17 protein-coding genes are annotated in these 24,240 nt (G+C 37.1%); 14 read left to right on the top strand and 3 right to left on the bottom strand.

What is annotated here, in order from left to right; genetic code table 11:
- Positions 1-64 precede the first annotated feature (64 nt).
- From D017_RS01035 to D017_RS00980, 12 genes are all read left to right on the top strand, one after another.
- Positions 65-2,365: a chondroitinase-B domain-containing protein gene (locus D017_RS01035; protein WP_035334200.1), complete on the top strand. Its 2,301-nt coding sequence runs from the start codon at positions 65-67 to the stop codon at positions 2,363-2,365.
- On the top strand, positions 2,365-4,599 hold the full coding sequence (locus D017_RS01030; protein ID WP_035334199.1) for a heparinase II/III family protein: 2,235 nt from the start codon (positions 2,365-2,367) through the stop codon (positions 4,597-4,599). Before D017_RS01035 ends, D017_RS01030 begins: the two co-directional genes overlap by 1 nt.
- A 6-nt stretch (positions 4,600-4,605) precedes the next feature.
- Entirely contained in the window at positions 4,606-6,903 is a 2,298-nt protein-coding gene (locus D017_RS01025; protein ID WP_051583759.1) for an alginate lyase family protein, read from the top strand.
- Positions 6,904-6,907: 4 nt separating this feature from the next.
- Positions 6,908-7,255 (top strand): cupin domain-containing protein, encoded by a 348-nt coding sequence (locus tag D017_RS01020; RefSeq protein WP_013749808.1) that lies wholly within the window; start codon positions 6,908-6,910, stop codon positions 7,253-7,255.
- Between the two features lie 264 nt (positions 7,256-7,519).
- Positions 7,520-10,699, top strand: coding sequence for a TonB-dependent receptor (locus D017_RS01015; protein ID WP_035334198.1), 3,180 nt, complete (start codon positions 7,520-7,522; stop codon positions 10,697-10,699).
- Positions 10,700-10,710: 11 nt separating this feature from the next.
- Entirely contained in the window at positions 10,711-12,039 is a 1,329-nt protein-coding gene (locus tag D017_RS01010; protein WP_035334197.1) for a RagB/SusD family nutrient uptake outer membrane protein, read from the top strand.
- Positions 12,040-12,271: 232 nt separating this feature from the next.
- On the top strand, positions 12,272-12,976 hold the full coding sequence (locus D017_RS01005; RefSeq protein ID WP_035334196.1) for a FadR/GntR family transcriptional regulator: 705 nt from the start codon (positions 12,272-12,274) through the stop codon (positions 12,974-12,976).
- 131 nt (positions 12,977-13,107) lie between these two features.
- On the top strand, positions 13,108-14,409 hold the full coding sequence (locus tag D017_RS01000) for an MFS transporter (protein ID WP_035334195.1): 1,302 nt from the start codon (positions 13,108-13,110) through the stop codon (positions 14,407-14,409).
- Positions 14,410-14,433: 24 nt separating this feature from the next.
- A complete protein-coding gene (locus tag D017_RS00995) occupies positions 14,434-15,195 on the top strand; it encodes an SDR family NAD(P)-dependent oxidoreductase (protein WP_035334194.1) in 762 nt (253 codons plus the stop codon).
- Between the two features lie 21 nt (positions 15,196-15,216).
- Positions 15,217-16,239 carry a sugar kinase gene (locus D017_RS00990; protein WP_035334193.1) on the top strand — a complete coding sequence of 341 codons (1,023 nt, stop codon included), beginning with the start codon at positions 15,217-15,219 and terminating at the stop codon, positions 16,237-16,239.
- 2 nt (positions 16,240-16,241) lie between these two features.
- Complete coding sequence (locus tag D017_RS00985) at positions 16,242-16,913, top strand: bifunctional 4-hydroxy-2-oxoglutarate aldolase/2-dehydro-3-deoxy-phosphogluconate aldolase (RefSeq protein ID WP_035334192.1); 672 nt, start codon at positions 16,242-16,244, stop codon at positions 16,911-16,913.
- A 330-nt stretch (positions 16,914-17,243) separates the two neighbouring features.
- Positions 17,244-17,864, top strand: coding sequence for a MarC family protein (locus D017_RS00980; protein ID WP_035334190.1), 621 nt, complete (start codon positions 17,244-17,246; stop codon positions 17,862-17,864).
- A gap of 110 nt (positions 17,865-17,974) precedes the next feature.
- Here D017_RS00980 and D017_RS00975 read toward each other — a convergent pair whose 3' ends face one another.
- From D017_RS00975 to D017_RS00965, 3 genes are all read right to left on the bottom strand, one after another.
- The gene (locus D017_RS00975; protein WP_035334189.1) at positions 17,975-18,853 is read right to left on the bottom strand and encodes an SdiA-regulated domain-containing protein; all 879 of its coding nucleotides are present in this window, start codon (positions 18,851-18,853) and stop codon (positions 17,975-17,977) included.
- Between the two features lie 64 nt (positions 18,854-18,917).
- Positions 18,918-19,646: a phosphatase PAP2 family protein gene (locus D017_RS00970; protein WP_035334188.1), complete on the bottom strand. Its 729-nt coding sequence runs from the start codon at positions 19,644-19,646 to the stop codon at positions 18,918-18,920.
- A 136-nt stretch (positions 19,647-19,782) separates the two neighbouring features.
- Entirely contained in the window at positions 19,783-20,835 is a 1,053-nt protein-coding gene (locus D017_RS00965) for an aldose epimerase family protein (RefSeq protein ID WP_160164947.1), read from the bottom strand.
- Between the two features lie 600 nt (positions 20,836-21,435).
- Here D017_RS00965 and D017_RS00960 point away from each other — a divergent pair.
- Complete coding sequence (locus tag D017_RS00960) at positions 21,436-22,923, top strand: FGGY family carbohydrate kinase (RefSeq protein ID WP_035334187.1); 1,488 nt, start codon at positions 21,436-21,438, stop codon at positions 22,921-22,923.
- Positions 22,923-24,239 (top strand): xylose isomerase, encoded by a 1,317-nt coding sequence (gene xylA, locus D017_RS00955; protein ID WP_035334186.1) that lies wholly within the window; start codon positions 22,923-22,925, stop codon positions 24,237-24,239. The genes D017_RS00960 and xylA overlap by 1 nt, the downstream gene beginning before the upstream one ends.
- Position 24,240 lies beyond the last annotated feature (1 nt).

Raw genomic sequence — 24,240 nt, 5'->3', positions numbered from 1 at the left:
TAACGTAAGTGTATTGCTTTTTTTGCTTTCGCGAAAGCGTACTCTTAGTACTCACAACATATTTATGACTCGATATCTTCTTCTCTTTTGTAGCCTTATCATCTTTGCATCATGCAAGGAGCCTATTACTTTAGTGTCACAGACAGTCACTACCCCAGAGGAATTAAAAGAAGCAATTAAAGATGCAAAGCCAGGAGATGTAATCAGTCTTAAAGATGGCGTGTGGAAAGATTTAGCTATAAAATTTTACGGAGAAGGAACGGAGGCAAATCCTATTACTCTTAAGGCAGAAAATGCTGGAAAAGTTATTTTAGAAGGCAACTCTTCACTTAAACTAGGAGGGAAGCACCTTGTAGTAGAAGGACTTTATTTTAAAAATGGTTATACCACAGAAAATGCCATTATACGTTTTAAAATAGATGATGAGAGGATAGCATATCACTCGCGTGTAACAGATTGTGTGATAGAAGATTTTACAAATCCAGATCGTGATAGTAAAAACCACTGGATAGAATTATGGGGGCAACATAATACTTTTGATCATAATTATATTACTGGTAAAACAAACCAAGGGCCTACGCTTCGCGTGTTTTTAAAGGGTAATGAAAATGTAAATACCTATCACCAGATTAAGGATAACCATTTCGGACCACGTCCTAGAAAAGGTGGGCCTCGTGCAGAGACTATGCAGCTAGGAGACAGCTATACGTCTATGACACCGGGTTATGTAAATGTAGAACACAATTATTTTGAAAAGTGTAATGGAGAAGTAGAGATTATCTCAAGTAAGTCTAATTATAATACCTTTAAAAATAATGTCTTTTTTGAGTCAGAAGGTTCGCTAGTGCTTCGTCACGGTAATTATGCGACCATAGATGGTAATGTATTTATAGGTAATGATGCATCTGAGTTTATAGGAGGGATACGAGTAATTAATACGGGTCATTTTATTGTAAATAATTACTTCTATAACTTAAAAGGAAATGAATTTCGTGCTCCTCTGGCAGTAATGAATGGTATTCCTAAGTCACCACTCAATCGTTATAATCAGGTTACAGATGTGGTAGTCGCTCACAATTCATTTATAAACACAAAGACGCCTTGGCATTTTGGAGTAGGAGCAAACCTAAGTCAGGCAGAAGTCCTTCCGGCTTCAGAAATACGCTCTGCCCGCGCAGAACGTATGATTGTTGCAAATAACTTAGTGTACGGAGATATTGAAACTACAGAAATCATCAAAAATTACGATAGCATCACTGGGGTTACTTTTAAAAATAACATTCTTAACGTAGAAAATAAAAGTGCTTATCAAACAGATGGTTTGTTAACCAAAGAAGTGACATTATCATCACCTACAGAAATCTTTCAGTCGCCAGAATCACTGGAGACAGAGATGTACAACGGCTTTGGTTTTGATAAGATTAATGAAGATATTTTTGGAAACAAAAGGGCGTCGGGCAATAGTGTAGGTGCCATCTCAGGAGCCACTACAGGTGCATCGGCCTTGCTTGACGTAACTAATTACGGGACCTCATGGTTCAACCCACATCCAGAAAAACAAGCAGGAAAAACGGTAAAAGTGTCAACTACAGCAGAGCTTACAGAGGCTGTTGCGACAAGTAATGATGGAGATACTATCGAGCTTAGTGCTGGTAATTATGAGATTAATGAAAAGTACGCTTTCGCGAAAGCGGTAACTCTTCAATCTGCATCTTCAGAAAAACCGGTACTTACATTTAGTAATACTGCCAAAGGTTTTGAGCTACAACCAAGAGCAAAACTCAAACTCAAAAACATTTCACTTAAAGGAACGTCAACCACAGATGCTTTTGCAACGCTTGACAAAAACATGGGGCAGTCTTATGAATTATGGCTTGATAATGTAGAAATAAATGGATTCAAAAGTGTGCTAGAAACGAGTAAAGCATCTTTTGCAGATACCATCATGATTAAAAATAGTGTGATTAAAAACACACAAAGTGGTATCCAACTTAATAAAGAGGTAAATGATAAAGGTGATTATAATGCAGCTTTTGTATTTATAGAAGATTCTCAGTTTGAAAATGTAGCCAGTGATGTGTTAGATTACTATCGAGGTGGTTATGATGAGTCTACCATAGGTGGAAGCCTTGTAGTTACGGGAAATACGTTTACAAAATGTGGTGCTAGTGATAGCGCTAATATCTTACTACAAACAAGAGGTATTGTAAATGTTACCCTAGCAAATAACACATTTACAAATAATCGTGTGAAGTATGTCGCGGTTCTTTGGGGAGAAAAAGGTCAAGAGCCAGTAGACAATACAGTGTCTAACTCTGGTGAAATAAAAGTAGTTCAAAATCTGAAACTTAAACTGGTTTACTAATGTATAAGCCACAACAGTTCCCTTTATTGAAGTGGTGTTTTTGTTTATTTTCACTTACGCTTTGTTCTCAGAAATTACCATCAGATAAGGTGGTAGCTGTAGAAGACCTTGCTGTTTATCTAAAAAAAGAGGTGAAAGATGAGCTTGGTGATGACACAGTAGAGAAGCTTGCTGCTCATTTTAGAACTGTTTTTCAAGAACGTTACTTTTACGACTGGACAGAGAATGATACTCGTTTTGAGGAGTATAAATCCTTGTATCCTGCGATGGAAGTTTCTCATACTGCTCGTGCTCAAGATCACTTAGATAAATTTGATGCCAGTACGCACTGGAAGTTACCTTTTAATTATAAAAATGATACTCCTATCAATGCATACGGTCTCAGGCACCTAGCGAGACAGCATAAAATGGTGGATATTTCCTTTCTTTATCGCTACAAGGATAAAGATGCACAATACATTGATTACTTCACAGGACAGCTGCAGTCACTCAATGACGCTTTAATCGCAGGTGAATATGAAACCATTCCCGATGGAAACGGAGTTTACGAAGCCTTTAGGTCTGGTTACAGAGTTCTCAATTGGCTACAAATTCATAATGGATTTCTTGGAGAGAAAGCATATTCAGATGAGGAGCAGCTTACCACCATCGCCACCTTATTACAACACGCTTCACACCTATATGAGAATAATGCCGAGTTTAAATCTGGTAATCATCAAACGAGAGGGTTGAGTGCGCTGGCTATGCTTGCTATTATATTCAATGATTTTCAAGATGCAGATTTATGGTATGAAAGAGCGATGAGTATTCTCGAGAAGCACTTGCAGCGCGAGATTAATGAGGATGGTTTCCAGTTTGAACGTACCATTCACTATCATCAAAGCGATATTGACAACTACTTTTATATCTATCAACTTGCTCAAAAAAGTAATAAGAAAGTAAGCCCCATCTGGGAAGAACGTTTAAAATCTCTTTTTACTACACTTACTAAAATCGCATTTCCAGACGCATCTGCGCCAGTATTATCTGATGATACAGATGCACCTTGGGCAGAGAAAAACGATATTTCTGGAACACTTACTTTGGGGTATCTTTTATTTGATGATCCTGAGATGGGATACTTTGCAAAGAGCACGGTAAAACCTAAGTATTTATGGAATTTAAGTAAGGAACAACTAGGTGCCTTAAAAGATATTAAAGCTACCACACCTCAAGTAGGCTCTTATGCTTTTGAAAATACGGGATACTATATCATGAGAGAAGGCTGGGATGACCAAGATAATATGCTTGTCATAGCTGCCGGACTTGATGCAGATAAGCCTGACCATCAGCATGGAGATATGCTGGGTATTCAAGCAATGGCAAATGGAATGGTAGTATTGCCTAACTACCAAGTACGTTACTCTCTAGAAGATCTTGAGCTATTTAAAAATAGTATGGTAAAAAATGTGGCGCTTGTAGATGACGAGCTGCAAGGCAAGCAATACACTTCAAATAAAGGAGGAAGCGGTTTTGGGAAATTTAAAGAACTTCCTACGCCAAAGGTCTTAGGGTGGAGCGCAAATGCTACAGCAGATGTGTTTGTAGGCTCGCACAACGGATTTGAAAATGTAGGTGTCAGCTATACTAGACAAGTAATAAATGTTGAGAATGAATTCTGGATTGTTAAAGATAATTTTCAATCAGAGGCTCCACATACTTACAAGCAAGTCTGGCAGGGTCATTATAGTAGTGAGCATAGCCCAGCGTTACTTAGAGCTACTTTTGATAATGGAAGCGGCTTAGATATTTTACAACTACAAGCCGTAGATACTGTAGTTACAGACGGTAAACGTGGTAAAGAGTGGTCTGTTGTGCAAAAAGCAGCTGCAGATAACTTCAGTTTTGTGACGGTGCTTTATCCATTTGACACTTACGATAAGAGGATACATGAAGATAGCATGGGTAACAAATTTGCCGATTGGTCAATTATTACTACTAGCGATACTCAAAACAATAGTATCACCTTATCTAAGGATGATACTAACATATCATTTGCTACTTCACAATTAACAATAGGTGATGTGATTATTGATTTTTCACAAGAGGCCGATGTGATGACGCAAGTAGAAAACGACCGTTTATACATTACACTGTTAAGTGATAAGCCTACCACAATTACGATTACCCAAGGAAAACAAAACATATCTCAGCCGCTAGCTCCCGCAGCTAGGCTTGAATATAAAATTAAGTAAGATTTTATGAAATTAATTAGCAGAAATACGGCTCTTATAGTTGGTATCACACTTTCGACCTTACTGGTTTCTTGTGATGAGCAGGCAGCTAGTAAAGACACATCGGTTGCTACTATGAGTAGTGCAAACCCAAATGTAGTACTTACCGCAACTGTGGTTGATGATATTAGAGCTAAGTTGGGAAGTGTTCCGTTGTTTGATAATTCGCTAGCTGTAGCAAAACAAGAAGTAGATGCAGCTATGGAAAAAGGGATACAAGTGCCTATCCCAAAAGATATGGCTGGAGGTTATACCCACACACAGCATAAATTAAATTATACCATACTTCATAAGGCAGGAGTGATTTTTCAGCTCACGGGAGAAGAGAAATATGCACAGTATACGAGAGATGTATTAATGAAATATGCAGAGATGTATCCTTCATTACCACGTCATCCACAAGAGCGATCATATTCTCGTGGGAAGATATTCTGGCAATGCCTCAATGATGCAAACTGGCTAGTGCATATGAGCCAAGCTTATGACGCCATACGTAGTTGGATACCAGAAGAAGATCGTGAGACACTTGATACAGAGCTATTTCGTCCTTTTGCAGATTTTCTGTCTGTAGAAACACCACAATTTTTTAACCGTATACATAATCACAGCACTTGGGGAACTGTTGCTGTAGGTATGATAGGTTTAGTGATGGATGATGATGAGCTTGTAGATCGAGCATTGTACGGCATTAAAAACGATAGTATTTCGGCAACCGCGATGGATAATGATGGAGGCCTCATAAAGGCTGAAGGTCAAAAAACAGGTTTTCTTGCAAATCTAGACGAACCTTTTTCACCAGATGGCTATTATACAGAAGGACCGTATTATCAGCGATATGCGATGTATCCTTTTTTAGCTTTCGCGAAAGCGTTAGAAACCAAAAAACCAACCCTTAAAATATTTGAATACAACGGCGGAGTTTTAATAAAAGCAGTAGATGCATTACTTAACCTCACCGATGAAGATGGTGAATTTTTCCCTCTTAATGATGGTCAAAAAGGAATGTCTTACAACACTTCTTCCTTAGTATCTGCAGTGGATATTGCTTATTACTATGGAAATCAAGATGCACGTTTACTATCGGTAGCGCAGCAGCAAGGACAAGTAGAGCTTGATATTACCGGTCTTGCAGTAGCACAGGCAATTGAGGCGGGTAAAGCAATCCCATTCACAAAGGAGTCTGTTTTACTACATGACGGTCCAAAAGGCAATCAAGGTGGTGTTGCCATTTTAAGAGCAAACCATGAGTCTGGCACTACCGCCCTCGTAATGAAGAACGCGAGTCACGGGCTTAGTCATGGGCATTTTGATAAACTCTCTTATTCTCTTTACGAGGATGGGGAGGAGATATTACAAGATTATGGTCTAGCGCGTTTTGTAAATGTCGAACAAAAGAATGGTGGCGGTTATCTAAAAGAAAATACGACATGGGCAAAACAGACCATTGCTCATAATACCGTAGTGATTGATGAGACATCACATTTTAAAGGTAGTTTCAAGGAAAGCTCAAAGCATCATCCTGAGATTATCATTTTTGATACAAATGATAAAAACCTACAAGTAGTAAGCGCTACAGAAAATAACGCGTATCCTGGAACGAAGATTACACGTACTATGATGATGTTAACACCAGAAGGTAGTAGCAAGCCATACATCATAGATATTAACCTAATAAAGAGTGACCAAGCGCATCAAATAGACTTGCCATTTTACTATCATGGGCAGGTGATTTATACTGGTTTTGATGTAGAAGCACCGGGAGAATTACGACCGCTAGGAACTGGAAATGGCTATCAACATATATGGAAGGAAGCTACTGGTACTCCTAAGGAAGCCAGTAGCCAGTTTACATGGCTTAACAACAACAAGTTTTATAGCGTCACCACACTTTCAGATAGTAAGGATACTTTTATTCTTGGACGTGTAGGAGCAAATGACCCATCGTTTAACCTACGTAGAGATCCTATGTTTATACATCGTAAAACGGGAGTGAAAAATGCAGTGTACGCTCAAGTACTAGAGTCTCATGGTACATATAATGCGGTTACAGAAAAAGCGCAAGATGCATATGCATCTGTGGCATCTATAACTCAAGAACAAGCACCAGAAGGATATGTGGCTATAAAAATCACTATGCAATCTGGAGAGGAGCAACTTGTGGTGTTAGTAGATAACGCTTTCGCGAAAGCGCAACACTCCATTACTATATCAAATCAAACATACACCTGGAAGGGTAGTTATACATTAAAACAAATTAAAAACTAAGAATATGAAATCATTTGGAGCAAGTAAAGAATTTATAGAAGGAAACGACATTGAGTGGGAAGTTGTAGGTGAAGGAGTAAAACGTAAAATAATGGGCTATGATGACAAAATCATGCTTGTGAAAGTACACTTTGAGAAGGGCGGAATAGGACCTATGCATGAGCATTATCACTCACAAGTAACATATGTAGAAAGTGGGTCTTTTGATGTGACTATTAACGGTAAGACAAAAACATTAAAAGGAGGTGATTCTTTTTACATACCACCACATGAATTACATGGAGCAATTTGTACTGAGGCAGGGGTGTTAATTGACGTATTCTCGCCAATAAGAGAAGATTTTATGGAATAGTTAATATTTTAACACTATAATTTTTGTATTAACAGAATATTATACTCATATTTGGTAAACCAATTTGGTTGACCAGTTTGGTAAACCAAAAAAAGGACAGCTTCGACACCGTCCTCTTTATTATTACTTCTGGTACGAAGTATAAATAAGCTCAGCAAGCTTATCTATTGTAAATGTATGAAATAGCATACAGAATAGAGAGCAGTTAATAGGTTTCTGAGGATTATTTAATAAAACAAATTAATTTAATCTAAATCATTAATTATGAATGTAAAAACTAAGTTTTCCTTAGTCCTTTTTCTTTTGTGTGGTGTCTTGCTCTTTGGGCAGGAGAGTTACATTATAAAGGGAACTGTTGTATCTGACGAAGGAAATGCTCCTATTCCTGGAGTAAATGTCGCGATTCGCGGCACGCAAACAGGCGCTTCAACTGATTTTGACGGTAACTACCAGATTTCTGTAACATCAGGAGATATTTTGCAATTCTCTTATGTAGGTTTTACTACTCAAACGATTGCGGTGACAGGTCAAGCTGTTGCAAATGTTACCTTAATTACAGATTCGAATGCTCTTGATGAAGTAGTTGTAATTGGATACGGAACTCAAAAGAAATCATCAATTACTGGTGCGGTAGCAAAAGTAGAAGGTGGTGATATAGCTGCAATTCAAGCAAGTCGAGTAGATGAGGCTCTAGCGGGTAAATTATCTGGAGTTTTAATTCAAAACCAAGACGGTGCTCCTGGTGCAGACCCAAAGATTCAAATAAGAGCAGCATCTTCTATTAATGGTAATTCAAGTCCGCTTATTGTTGTGGATGGTTATCCTATTTCTGGAAGTTTGGCAACTGTGAATCCCAATGACATAGAAAGCTTAGAGGTCCTTAAAGATGCAGCATCTGCTGCGATTTATGGTTCTAGAGGAGCAAATGGGGTAATTCTAGTTACTACTAAAAAAGGAAAAGAAGGAAAGGCTAAGTTTAGCTATAATACGTATGCAAGTACATCAAGCAGATATCTTAGAGATAATATTAAATCTACTGCTGCAGAGTGGGCGACTACACTAGAAAACGGAATAGCAAATGGAACTTATGACGTTTCTGAAGTAGATCCTGAATTGTTGGATTACCGTTTAAACGCTTATAAAAACTCACCAGATGTAGTTGGTATTGAAGACTGGCTCTTTCAAAATGGATATACTACAAGTCATGATTTTAGTGTAAGTGGTGGTAGTGAAGATGTAAACTATTTTGCTTCATTAGGTTATCAGAAAACAGAAGGTATTGTTCGAACTCAAGGTTTTGAGCGACTTAATGCAAGGATGAATGTTGATGCAAAACTTGGCGATAAGTTTAAAACAGGTTTAAGTTTTAATGGATTTACATCAGATAGAGATATTGTAGGTCATGATATGAGAGATTTATTGAGAGCTTATAGTATTCATCCTATTAATCACACAGAAGCTTCAATCGCATTTGTGCAACAGCTTGATCAGCAAGCTCAAGGATTAGGACTTGCTAGTTTCGATTCTGGATACAGAGGAGGTGATTCTCCTTTTAATAATAGTATCTATACTTTAGAGGTAGGTGATACTGCACAAGACTGGCATTATGGGCGATCTGGCAATGGTATAGGAGGAACCGGAGATGCTGGTCCAGCAACAAAACTGAACAATACAGACAGATATCAAAAAACATTTTTTGCAAATGTCACTTCTTATTTTCAATATAGTATTCTTGATGGTTTAAATATTAAAACAGTCTTAGGGGCAGATATTAGAGATACAGAAGATTACTTCTGGAGAGGTCTTGAATTTGATTCAAGAGGACGAACTAATCAAACAGCTTTAGATAAAACTGATGTTAAGAGAATCTCTACACTTAGTGAAACAACTTTAAATTACAGTAAATTGATAGGTAAGCATGATATCTCGGCAGTTGCTGGTATTGAATTTCAAAATCTGTATACTAAGGGTGTTGCTTTGAGAGGATCTAATGTTCCTTTTGGAGATATAATTAACTACAATCTCTTAGATCCTGCAGATATTGCAGTTACAGAGAGAGATGAAACTATTGTAAGAAGAAGTGTTTTTGGGCGTGTAAATTATGCGTTTGATAATCGTTATTTATTATCTGCATCCGTTAGAAGAGATGGTGATTCTAGATTTGGAGGAAATAACAAGTACGAAACTTTCCCAGCACTTTCAGTAGGATGGAATGTTCATAATGAAGGATTTTATAACTCTGAAGCTGTGAGCTCACTAAAGGTGAGATTCAGTACAGGTTCTTTAGGAACAACTTCAGATTTAGGAGCTTATAATTCATTAAGTCTTCTTAACCCTCAAGCAACAGTTTTAGGGAATGGGTTTTTAATCCCTGCAGATGTTGCAAATGAAGACCTTACATGGCAAACTAATACAGAAACTAATTATGGTATTGATTTAGGATTTATTAAAAACCGAATTAGATTAAGCGCAGATTACTATACATCGGATATTGAAAATATCTTAATTAATCAGAGTGTGTCAGAAGTTTTAGGAACAACTTCAATAAGACTCAACTCTGGAGACGTGAGAAGCTCTGGGTTAGAATTAGAACTTACGGCAGCAGTGCTTAGGAAGGAAGACTTTACTATAAATGTAGGTGCAAACCTCTCTACAGTAAACACAGAAATCACAGACTTAGGTGGTCTAGACGAATTACCACAAACTATTTATGGTCAAAGTGGAAGGGGTCCAGTATTTAGAAACTATGTAGGTGGTGAGATTGGAGAAATGTGGGGATTAGAAACTAATGGACGCGTTGAAGATGTCCATATTGAAGATCCTTCGCGTGCTATAGATATTAATAGTTCTGAATATTATGTAGTAGACCAAAATGGTGATGGGATAATAGATCGGACTAAAACTGTTGAAGAAGGTGGAGACTTAGTGAAAATTGGACAAAATACACCAGATTTCTATTGGGGCTTTAATGCTCAAGTTGCTTACAAAGCATTTGATATGTCACTCCAATTCCAAGGAGCTCAAGGAGGTGATGTGTTTAATATAGATCCTATTTACTATAATTCTGAATTTGGTGGAAGATTAAGAGATAGCTTTGACGCAAATGGTGACGGTATTGCTGATGCAAATGGACAATTTTATACACAGTCAAGAAATCAATTAGATGCACAAGTGCAAGATGCATCATACGTAGCCTTAAGAAATCTTACAATTGGGTATACGATAGATTCAGAAACTATACGTAGAGTAGGTGTAAGTTCTGCAAGAGTGTATGCGGCAGCAACAAACCTTTTATACTTATGGGGAGATGATTATACTTCTTTCAATCCAGAAGGTGTTGAAACTTCAAATGGAGGTTATTTAGGACCTACTACTTATGGAGTACAGGTAGGAGCAAGCCCGATAGCGAGAAGTTTTACGCTAGGTTTAAATGTTAATTTTTAAAGAAGGAAAAAATGAAAACAGTATATAAATATTTATTAGGATCGCTGCTGTTAATAACAGCATGTGATAGTGACTTAGATCAAGTTCCGCCAAATATTGCTAGTACAGACTCTTTAACAAATTTTGATGGGGTTCTTAATGCAGCATACTTTTATCAGCACGGGTCTGTAACTCCTATGGCTGTCATGGGAGATTTCAGAGCAGATAATGCATTAATGGATGAGGAGCCTTTCCCGGCTTTTGACAGGTATAATGCTGAATTAACTGTAATGGAAGATCAGTTTTTTGGACCATTTTATACAGCGATGTATAAGTCAATCTTAAGTGCAAATAACGTAATCGATAATTCACTAGATGAGACTCAAGTGGGTGAAGCTAAGTTTTTGAGAGCACTATCTTATTTTAAATTAGTAAGAGTCTTTGGAGATGTGCCAGTAAATTTATCACCTACGCCTAGTACTACTGATACCTCAATACTAGTAAGGCAACCACTCGAAGATGTGTACAACAATATCATAGTTCCAGACTTAATGGATGCTATTGCCGCTTTAGATACGGAAATAGTGGGAGGGCGAGCGTCTAGATATGCAGCACAAAGTTTATTGGGTAAAGTTTACATGACAAGAGGAGATTTTGGAAATGCTGAGACACAATTAGCAGCCGTTGTAAATGGAGCTGCAGCTGCTGGAATTCAATTGCAAGCTGATTATGCAGATATATTTGGAGTAGATAACGATTTGAATTCTGAAGTTATTTTTGCTACGCAAATTTCAAGCTCGATATCTGATGAGTATGGATTTTCAGAATTTTGGTCTTGGTATGGAGGTTTAGATACTAAAGCATTAATGCCATTAGATTCAGATTTAATTGCAGCATATGATGCTAGTGAAGCAGGAGGTGATACAGATTTGAGAAGAGCTGTAAATATAGATGAAACACTTCTCTCTTCACCAAAATATCCTCAAACAGGAGGGCCTGATCATGATTGGATCGAGATAAGACTTGCAGATGTACAATTATTATATGCCGAGACATTAAATGAAAACGGAGCTACACCAGCGGTCTCTCTTGCAGAGCTTGATGATATCAGAACAAGAGCTGGATTACCAGTGCTAGACCCTGTAATTATAAATACGCAAGCATTAGTAAGACAATCTATACAAGATGAAAGACGACTTGAATTAGCCTTTGAAGGGCACAGATGGTTTGATTTAGTAAGAACTGGAACTGCAGAAGCAGAAATGGGAGAAGCGATTAATAGTGATTACTTTTTATTCCCTATTCCAATTTCTGAAATTTTAGCAAGTGGTGGAGTAATCACCCAAAACCCAGGATATTAAAATTTAGTTTATTTAAATGTGCCAGTCCGTTTGTGGATTGGTACATTTTCAATAATTCATAGAAGATTAAAATTGTAAAACTTTTTTGTAAAATTCTTAATGATAATAGGAGGAGAAAATGATAGTTTTATGCAACTGTGTATCTTTAATCAAATTAGGATTTGATGCTTATAGTTAGACTGTTATAATAGTAATGATGGATACTTGTTAATTATACTAAATAGGTTACGATATGAAACTGGAGACACGTACAAAGACAATTGAAAATAAAGATGCGGGAAGGGCAATCATAGGTCAAATTAGGGATATTATTAATCTCAAAAATTTGGAGCCAGGTGATAAGCTACCTTCAGAGCGTATGTTATCTGAGCGTTTTGAAGTGACTCGTAGTAGTGTGAGAGAGGCTATTCAAAAATTAGAGTTTTATGGAATTCTAAAGTCTATACCACAAAGTGGAACTTTTGTTGCAAACATTGGGGTCATTGCTCTTAATGGGATGATAGATGATATCCTTAAGCTAGAAGATCCAGATTTTAAATCACTGGTTGAAACACGTATTCTCTTAGAGCTTAAAACTGCTAGACTCGCTGCATTGAGACGCACAGATAGTGATCTCAAAAAAATGCGACAAGCGCTAGATGCTTACACAGAAAAAGTAATCAATGGTAAAGATGCGGTGCAAGAAGATTTACTCTTTCACCTAGCCATTGCAAAAGCATCAGGTAATAGTACCATGAATAATTTCATGCTCATTATAACTCCAGAAATAATCACAAATTTTGAAAAGTATCATGTTTGTGACTCTGGAATGTCACAATCAGCTATAGAAGAGCACGAGAAAATATACCTCGCAATAGAGCAACAAAAACCTCAAGAAGCAAAAGCAATGATGAAAAAACACTTTAAAGCTTTGTATCAATATTGCTATAATATTTAAGGTATAAAGTACGCTTTCGCGAAAGCGTAAAACTCAAAGAAAAGTTGAAAATATTTAAAAGTCATGCACGCATGGCTAGGGTAATTATTTGCCTTATTTAAAGTAATTAATTAGATATAAAATTATAGTTTATGAAACTTAAAGGACTAAGATGGTGGGTTGTAGGACTTATAGCGCTGGCAACTGTTATTAATTATATAGACCGTCAAGCTCTCGTTGTTTTATGGCCTAGTATAGCAGAAGATTTATATCCAGATAAGACCACTACCGAAAGAAAGGAGATCTACGCTTTAATATCGGTGGTTTTTATGTTTTCATATGCTTTTGGACAATCCATCTTTGGTAAAATTTTCGATAAGGTAGGGACTAGGTTTGGATTTGTATTATCAATAGGGTTTTGGTCTATCGCTACAGCGCTACATGCGCTAGCAAATGGAGTATTGAGTTTCTCAATCTTTAGATCAATCTTAGGGATTTCTGAAGCAGGAAACTGGCCAGGAGCGGCCAAAGGAAATGCAGAGTGGTTTCCAGCCACAGAGAGAGCATTTGCACAAGGATTGTTTAATTCTGGCGCAGCTATAGGTGGTATCGTTGCAATTCCAACCATTGCTTTTTTGACTGTTTATTTTAGCTGGCAAATGATATTTGTAATCATAGGTCTTATAGGATTGTTATGGTTAGTTCCTTGGTTAATTTTAGTAAAAGCACCGCCTAAAAGTCACCCGTGGCTAACAGAATTAGAAAAGCAACATATTCTAAAGGGGCAAAAAATAAAAGAAGAAACAGAGGAAGATGAAAAACTTACGGAGTATAACCCTGGGGTAGGAGAGTTGCTTTCTAAAAAGCAAAGTTGGGGTGTGATTATAGCCTCTGCAGCGATAGATCCTATATGGTGGCTGTTTGTTTTTTGGATCCCTATATACCTTTCAGAAGTGTATGGTATGGATGTAAAAGCGATAGGTATCTATGGTTGGGTTCCTTATGTAGGAGCTATGTTTGGAGCTTGGTTTGGTGGTTTATTAGCACAAAATAGATTAAAATCAGGATGGAATATTAACAAGACTCGTAAGATGGTAATAACACTAGGATGTGTCATTATGTTACCTGCGCTTCTTGCCTTATCAAATCCAGGATCGCCTATAGCAGCTGTTTTAATAATGGCAGTAGTGCTATTTGGGTTCCAAACGGCGATAGGAAATGTACAAACATTACCAAGTGATTTGTATGGTAAAAAGACAGTAGGTACGCTATCAGGCTTTGCTGGAACAGCAGCAAAACTTACAGGAGCAGGACTCGTAGCATTAGTACCAGTATTAACTGAAGGTGGTAATTATACACCAGCATTTGCAATAGGGGCGGCATTAGCATTTATTGTAATTGCGAGTGTGTGGATATTAATCCCAAAAATTGAACTTCTTAAATCAAATAGATAATAATAAAAAGTAAAAAGTAATATTATGAGTAATAAAGGAAAAGTAGCTATTATAACTGGTGCCACAGGAGGAATAGGATTTGCGGTAGCAAAACGATTAGGTAACGATGGATATACCGTTATAATAAACGGAATTCAAGATGAAGAAGGTGCAAAAAGACTTGAGGAGCTTAAGGCAGAAGGTATTACTGCCGAGTATTATGGCTTTGACGTAACTAATGATGAAGCGGTAACAGAAAACATTAAAAAAATAGGGGAGAAGTACGGTAAGATTGATGTGCTAGTAAACAACGCTGGTGGACTAGGTGGTCGTTCAAGATTTGAAGAGATGACTACAGAGTTTTACAGATTTGTAATGGCGCTTAACTTAGACTCCGTATTCTTTGCTTCTAGAGCAGCAATACCATTCCTTAAAAAAGGAGATCACCCTACAATTATTAATTATACTTCTAACGCTGGGTGGAATGCAGGTGGACCAGGAGCAGGTATTTATGGTACTTCAAAAGCTGGAGTGCATACAATCACGAGAGCACTAGCAAAGGATCTTGCAGAATATGGTATCCGTGTGAATGCAGTATCACCAGGAACTATTGATACACCTTTCCACAAGCAAATTAAGGAGACTAAGCCAGAAGTATTTGCTTCATGGGCAAATAATATCATGTTAGGTCGTCTTGGTCAGCCAGATGATGTAGCAGGTGTAGTATCATTCCTTGCGAGTAAAGATGCAGCCTTCTTAACTGCCGAAACAATTCAAGTAGGTGGTGGTCAAGCATTAGGTATTTAAAAAAATATATATTCTTAGAATATGAGTAAAGTAGTCACTTTTGGTGAGATTATGTTACGGCTCTCTACAGAGCGATTCTTGAGATTTTCTCAAGCCAAAACCTTTGGGGTAACCTATGGTGGAGGAGAATTTAATGTAGCAGTCTCACTTAATAATCTAGGCGTCTCTGCAGACTTTGTTACTAGGCTTCCTAATAATGAAATAGGCGATACAGCACTTCAAGAAATTAAAAAAATTGGAGTAGGCGATAAGTATATAAAAAGAGGTGGAGATAGACTAGGGATTTACTTTCTAGAAACAGGAGCCGGAACAAGAGCTAGCAACGTGGTATATGACCGTGCTGGTAGCTCTATGGCTACTATCACAAAAGGATGTTTTGACTGGGAAGCTATTTTTGAAGGTGCTACATGGTTTCACTGGAGTGGTATCACCCCAGCAATATCAGAAGCAGCAGCGCTAGAGTGTCTAGAGGCTGTAAAAGTAGCTAGTAAGATGGGGCTCACCATCTCTACAGACTTGAATTACCGTTCAAAGCTTTGGAAATGGGGCAAGGAGCCTAAGGATGTAATGCCAGAACTTCTTAATTATAGTAATTTAATATTAGGAGATATAGACACTGCTTTTTTTATGCTAGGTGAGGACAAAGTAGGTCCTAACTATCAGGATGAAAAATCACTTCCTGTTTTGTATGATAAGCTTTTTAAACTATGCCCTAACCTCAAGCAGGTTGCGACCACATTAAGATACTCTGTGAGTGCATCTCACCAGCGCATAGGAGGATTATTATATGATGGTGAGCAAGTGTATAGAGCACACATACAAGAAGTAACTCCCGTGGTAGACCGTGTAGGTAGTGGAGATGCATTTATGGGTGGTCTAGCCTTTGGTCTCATAGATGACCCTATGAACAAGCAGCGTGCAGTAGATATTGCTGTAGCGTCTTGTTGTTTAAAACATACCATTTATGGTGATTACAACTTGGTCTCTTTACAAGATATAGAACGGTTTATGGATGGAGATCAATCAGGAAAAGTTTCAAGATAATTATGGCAAGATTTACAAGATTAGAAGTAGCACAAGTAATGAAAGACACGGGAATTGTTCCTTTGTTTTATAATGAATCTGTTGAGGTAGGAAAGCATATATTACAGGCTTGTTATAACGGTGGTGCTCGAGTAATAGAGTTTACTAGCCGCGGTGATAATGCATATAAAGTGTTTGATGAGTTGTGCGCTTTCGCGAAAGCGGAATTACCTGAGTTAATACTTGGTGTAGGTAGTGTCACAGACGCAGCAGCAGCTTCTTTATACCTGCAGCTAGGAGCAAACTTTGTAGTGACTCCCGTACTGCGTGAAGATATCGCCATGGTGTGTAATAGAAGAAAAGTGCTATGGTCACCAGGCTGCGGATCGCTAACAGAAATTGCTCGCGCCGAAGAGCTAGGCTGTGAGATTGTAAAACTCTTTCCAGGAGGTATTTATGGAGCCCAGTTTGTAAAAGCGATTAAAGGTCCATGTCCTTGGACTTCGGTGATGCCTACAGGTGGTGTTTCTCCTACCAAAGAAAGCTTAGAAGAATGGTTTAAAGCAGGAGTAACCTGTGTAGGCCTAGGCTCAAAACTCATAGCAGTAGATGATAATGGCGCATGGGATTATAAGAAAATAGAAGAAAAGACAGCATTAGCTATCGACTTAGTAAAAGTTATAAGAGGTAAATAAGAGCGTCATAAGGCTCACAATTATTTGAATTAGTTTGTTTATTTACATTTAGTTTGTATTCAAAGGGTATCGAGAGATACCCTTTGTTTTTTGTGATTTATTTAAATCTTGTAATAACTCGTTGAAGAGTGATTATCTGTTTGTTGAAATATAATTACAGACACATAGAATAGTAATGTTCTTGAGTTATATACTCATCACATTCTCTTTCAACAAAAAGTCATATATTCATCATGTCTTAGAAACAATTTTTAAATATACATCAGTGTTGTGATGAATTATTACGGAGAATTGTAATATATAGTAGAACCAGACATAACCCCACCGCTTATGGATAACTTAATTACGTTTGCAATTACCGTATTTACGGGCTTTTTTGCTATAACTAATCCTATCTCAAACATGACTATCTTTTTGTCACTCACAGAAGGAGCAGATAAAAAGACAAAGCAAAACATCAATAAAAGAGCAAACATAGTTGCGTTTATTATTGTTGCTGGTTTTGTGTTGTTAGGCAAGTTTATCTTTGAGTTATTCCAAATAACAATACCGGCTTTTAAGATATTTGGAGGTATTCTAGTATTTCTTATTGGTTTTGATATGCTACAGTCTAAAAAGGTCAATGTCAAGCATCTTAAGGAAGTAGATATAGATGAAAATATAGCAATCTCACCCTTAGCGATCCCCATTATCGCAGGTCCAGGTACGATTGTAACCGCAATGAACTCAGTATCAGACGCAACTTACATAGAAATAGCGGTAGTGATTTTCATCTTTGCTATTATGTGTATGCTCATGTATATGACATTTAGTGCTAGTAATTTTATTGTTAGATTTTTAGGAAATAACGTAATCTCTGTAATAGGTAAAATTATGGGTTTAATAATAGGTATTATAGGTACGGGGATGATTATAGAAGGAGTAAAAATCTCCTTTGATTTAATGCCATAAACTGTAAAGGCAGTATCATGGAATGACATAAATGCTATGCCTATAAATTTATAGTGAGTATATCATACTTCTTTTAAGAGTGTATTGTTTTAATTGACAAGAGATTTTTTTTATTTAAAAACCACCTCTACAATAGTTGCTTCGTCCTTTCTAGCTTCGTTAGAGATAAAAAGCTTTCCGTTAGGACTAAAAGTAATTCCCTCTGGCTGGGCAAAGTCGTCTTTATCAAGCTTGTATACTTTTTTAATTGTACCATCGCTATCTAGTATCGCCAGCTTTGGGTTTTTACCTTCGAGCACATAGTAATCGCCAGTCACTGGATGTATTGCTACATCAGACGGACTAAAGGTGCGATACGCTTTCTTCTTTTTAAAATCTTTAAACGCTTTATCTTTCATATTAATTTGTATGAAAGGCTGGGCGTCCATCTTTTTTGAATCTAGTGGGATGTAATATATGCCCTTGAAATCATCAGATTGATCGCGATCCTTAGGTGTTACTACTAGGCTATTTTTTTCGGCATCTAGCGTGAGTGTTTCTATATTATTACGAGCGGTAAATGCTGTTTGGAAAGTAGTTGTTTTGGGTTCGCTTTCGCGAAAGCGTGATACCTCATAAATCAAACCATCACTACGCATCACATAAGCATCCTTGTCATTAATCACGATACCCTCATAGTCTCCACTACCAGCAAATGTTATCTCTTGAATGACTTTTTCTTTTTTGAGGTCATATATGAAAATAATGCCGTCCTCATCTTCTACACAAGCAATGGTGTTATTTGAAAGCCACGAGATGCCACTTACTTCATTTAAAACCTTCGGCATCTCCCAGGTGTTTAGAATCGTATAATCTTTTTTAGATTTTTTCTTAATCGTTGTTTTGTCTTTTTCATCGCTCTGGCCGTTGTAGCTATTTGCACAGCTTATAGTAAGAATGATAGCGAGAGTGACAATAAATAGGTGTGGTATATATTTTCTATAGTTCATTAGATTTCTTTTTAAAGATACTGTGAGTGTTTTTTCTTGCTTCCGCGAAAGCTTAAAACCTATATTAGGTAGCTGGGTCACGTTTAAAAATTTGAATTAAATCAAAAACAATCACACAAAATACTACCCAAACAAAGCCTGCAATAAATCCACCCGCGATATCTGAGGGATAGTGTACACCTAGATAGATACGACTTATACCGATACTTAAAATCAAGATTAAGCACAAAGTGATAAATAGGACTTTATATAACCTCTTAATAGGAAACTTACTTATTAAAAATAATAATGTCCCGTAAAAAGCCATCGCCATCATAGCGTGCCCGCTTGGGTAACTCAGAGTTTCTACTGTAACGAGGTGTTCTACATCTGGTCGCGCTCTATTGATAAGTTGTTTTAAGAGAAGATTAGAACTAAGTGCAAGTACCATTACAAATGCAAGCTGGGCAACGTACCTCCATTTTTTAAACGTAAAGTAAAATATAATTGTACATAATATAAATGTGATTACATAACCTAATGCATCACCTAGATCTGTGACAAAAACAAAATAACTAGTGAGGTAAGGTGTTCTGAAACTAGCTACATAATTAGAGATTGCCGCATCAGACTCAGCTAGATAGGTGCTTTTTAAAGTTTCTGTAAGGGATATAAATAATTTTATACCGCCTATAAAGAGTGCTAAGGCTATGGTTGTGGTGATAATATAAGCCCATCTACCATCATATTTTTTAAATATCTTGACTAGTAAACTTTTAATCCAATAAATAAGTGATGCTAGTTTTTGCTTCATGCTTTATAATTACCATTCTGCACAAATTTAAGTATCAAAAATTAGTAAAGTCTAAAGAAGATTATAATGTTACGTTCTAAATTTATTTTTAGAATATGTCGTTAAGACAGAAAGCACTGCTATAAAGCGCTTATATTTATTTAGTTATGCTAAAAGTAAATGTGCACTTTGAAGTGTAAAGGGACCCAGCCTCTAAAAGAGTAGATGGAAAATCAGCTCTATTGGGGCTATCTGGAAAGTGCTGCGTCTCAAGACAAAAACCACCTCTGTCAATGTAGGTCTCATTATATTTTCCAACAGGAGTAGAGGATATGTGATTACCACTATAAAACTGCAATCCAGGCTCATCTGTAGTAACAGTCATCGTAATTCCTGAGGATGGACTACTCACTTGTGCGACAACTCTCATATCTTTCCCATCAAGAATAAAATTGTGATCATAGCCACCTGCGAGTATCACTTGTTGATGTGTAGCATTAATGTCTTGTCCTATTTTTTTAAAATTTCTAAAGTCGAACGGAGTATTAGAAACCGCTTCTATATAGTCTGTAGGGATACATTCTTTATCTATCGGGAGGTATGACCTTCCGTGTATTTGGAGCAAGTGATTATCTATAGGTTCAGTTTTATCTAAGTTGAGATTAAAGTAAGAGTGATGAGTGAGGTTAACATGGGTTGTAGCATCTGTTGTTGCCTTATAAGATATATCTAAAGCATTCTCCTCTGTGATTTTAAATATAACAGAAACAGCTAGATTTCCTGGAAATCCACCTTCAAGATGTGGTGATAGGTATGATAGCGTTAGTGTGTTTGCAGTATGTTCAACAAGATCCCATATTGCAGTATGAAATGCATCACTTCCAGCATGTAGATTATGATGGCCATCATTTTTTTCTAATGTAAAAACCTTATTGTCAATGGTGAATTGACTACTTGAGATGCGATTTCCATAACGACCAATAGTTCTCCCAAAATACGGATTAGTCATTTTGCGATAATCAGATAATCGTTCATACCCTAAAACCACATCGTTTTCTTTACCCAAAGCATTCTTTACCCACAAACTAACGAGTGTTGCTCCATAATTTGTAATCTGGGCGGTCATCCCGTTGGAGTTGTGTATCGTAAATAAGCTTGATTTTTTTGACCCAAAAGATTCTTGAAAATTTGTAGCTGGAAATAACTGCATAGTAGTCTTTAAAATTTTAATAAACATAAGAAATCCTGCGGTCTATTGTGGACATAAATACACAGATACAACATTTGTAATAGGATACGTTTTTTTTAAAGCAGTTTCAAAAGAATTGTATACATAATTTGAGGTTTACTTTTCAACAAGAAATTTGATTATAGTTTATCTAAATCATCGATTGTTGCCACTATTTTGATGGCCAAAAAGTGCTAGTTCATTAGAATATGATAATCGGTCACTAGAAATAAAATATCTTAATTGAGGTGTGAATATAGAGCTGTAAATTGTTGTTTTTACTGCTATTCGCATCATTTGTTCTATAAGATGCTCGATTTGTTCTAAGCTCAATTTAGGTCTAAGACTATTTTTAGCTTCTTGTTAAACATACATTATCCACGCATTTCTTATTGTAGCAAAAATGCAATTGAGTATGACCACATTTAGCATTCTAGAGTACATAAAAAGTAGCAGCAACTCTTCTTTAATGTGATGAGGTAACTGGTGAGTTTGAGTATGCATTCATAAAAATCGTGTGTATGATATCCTTATTAATGATAGGAAACAGATAAAACTTATTAAAATTTAAAATAACATATATTGTATACTATAGGATATGACATCGGGAGTTCGTCGGTAAAAGTTGCCATAGTTGAGGCTGCGACGGGCAAAAAACTGGCTTCATTGCATGAGCCACCAGGCGAAATGGAGATTATCGCCATACAAAGAGATTGGGCAGAACAAGATCCAGAACAATGGTGGGATTACATTTGTAAAGCGACAAAACGCATTCTTCAGGAAGCAAAAATAGATGCCACTAAAATTACTGCCATCGGTATTTCATACCAGATGCACGGTTTAGTACTAGTAGATAAAGAGGGTAAAAGCCTTCGCAATTCTATCATATGGTGTGATAGTAGAGCTGTAGCAATAGGAGACAAGGCATATCAAGATTTAGGTCATGAGTTTTGTGCCACAGAGTTACTTAACGCACCAGGAAACTTTACTGCATCTAAGTTAAAATGGGTTAAAGATAACCAGCCACATATTTATGAACAGATTCATAAATATATGTTGCCAGGAGACTACGTAGCCTATAAACTTACAGGAGAACTAGTAACCACAAAAAATGGTCTAGCCGAAGGTACTTTATGGAATTATAAAACAAATAAAGTCGCTACAGAGCTTCTAGATTATTACGGTATTGATCACAGTCTTACCCCAGATGTTGTAGATAATTTTACAGATCAAGGTAAAGTGCACACTGCTGCAGCTAAGGCTACAGGTTTACCTAAGGGAATCTCTGTGACCTACAGATCTGGTGACCAACCTAACAATGCACTGTCACTCAACATTTTTAGACCGGGAGAAGTTGCCGCCACCGGCGGAACTTCAGGGGTGATTTATGCAGTAACAGATCAAAGTGAATTTAAAGAAATACGTAAAGTAAATCATTTTGCTCACGTAAATTATACAAAAGAGCATCCCACTGTAGGGAGATTACTCAATATTAATGGTGCGGGGATCCAGTATCGCTGGTTACGCAATAATAGTGTAGAGAATTCATACGAGAACATGAATCGTAAAGCTTCAAAGTTACCTATAGGATCAGATGGAGTTCTTGTAATCCCTTTTGGTAACGGTGCAGAACGTATGCTGGATAATAAAAATGTGGGTACGCACTTTTGTAATCTCAATCTCAACCAGCATAGCAACGCTCATTTATATAGGGCTGCACTGGAGGGTATTGCTTTTTCATTTGTCTATGGGATGGATATACTTAAGAAAGATCAAACCGAAATCAACGTTATAAGAGCAGGAAATGATAACCTATTCCGTTCTGAAATATTTGCAAATACAGTAGCAACTCTCATAGGTCAAGAAATAGAGATTTATAATACTACGGGTGCCGTAGGTGCAGCAAGAGCCGCCGGACTTACAGATGGTGATTTTGATCGTTTTGGAGAAAGTATTACAAAGAACGACCACGTGATGACCTATATCCCTATTAAAAATAAAGAGCCCTACGAAGCGGCATATAATAACTGGAAAACAGAATTAGAATTCATAGTACAAAAACACAACTAATGGCAACAAAAACTTATTTCAAAAACATAGAAAAAATCAAATTTGAAGGTAAAGATTCAGATAATCCACTTGCGTTCAAATATTACAACCCAGACCAAGTAGTGGCAGGTAAAACTATGCGTGAGCATTTTAGATTTTCAATTGCTTACTGGCATACCTTCTGTGGGCAGGGCGCAGATCCTTTTGGTCCTGGAACACAAAACTTTCCTTGGGATGCACCAAAAGATCCCATGGATGCCGCTTTCGCGAAAGCAGATGCAGCATTTGAATTTATCACAAAAATGGGATTTGACTATTTCTGTTTTCATGATTTTGATCTTGTAGAAGAGGGAGCAACCTTTGCCGAAAGTGAAAAAAGAATTCACGGTATTACAGACTATATCAAACAAAAGCAAGCAGATACTAGTATCAAATTATTATGGGGAACGGCAAACTGCTTTTCTAACCCTAGATATATGAATGGTGCTGTGAGTAATCCAGATTTTAATGTCCTAGCAAGAGCAGGCGGACAGATAAAACTGGCACTAGATGCTACCATGAAATTAGATGGAGAGAACTATGTGTTCTGGGGTGGTCGTGAAGGATATATGTCTTTACTCAACACAGATTTAAAACGTGAGCAAGACCATCTAGGTCGTTTCTTTGGAATGGCTAGAGATTATGCACGTAGCCAAGGTTTTAAAGGGAATTTCTTTATCGAGCCAAAGCCTATGGAACCTATGAAGCATCAGTATGACTTTGATGCTGCTACTGCAATAGGCTTTTTACATGAATACGGTCTTGAGAAAGATTTTAAAATGAATATAGAGGTAAATCATGCTACACTTGCGCAACACACTTTCCAGCACGAGCTTGCAGTATCTGCAAAAGCGGGAATGCTAGGTAGTATTGATGCAAATCGTGGTGATTATCAAAATGGATGGGATACAGACCAGTTTCCTAATAATATTCAAGAAACTACAGAAGCGATGCTTGTATTCTTACAAGTTGGCGGACTGCAAGGCGGTGGTGTAAACTTTGATGCAAAAGTGCGTAGAAACTCCACAGATATGGAGGATGTTTTTCTTGCACACATAGGCGGTGCAGATACGTTTGCACGTGCTTTAATCACAGCAGATAAAATTCTTACATCTTCACCTTATAAAAAGATGGTGACAGATAGGTATAGCTCATTTGATGGAGGTAATGGAAAGGATTTTGAAAACGGAAAACTAGACCTTACTGATTTATACAAAATAGCTCAAGAAAACGGAGAGTTACCATTAATTAGTGGAAAGCAAGAGCTTTTTGAGAACATCATTAATCAATACATATAAT

This window comes from Dokdonia sp. PRO95, from assembly GCF_000355805.1.
Taxonomy (GTDB): domain Bacteria; phylum Bacteroidota; class Bacteroidia; order Flavobacteriales; family Flavobacteriaceae; genus Dokdonia.
This window is presented reverse-complemented; position numbering and strand designations above follow the sequence as displayed.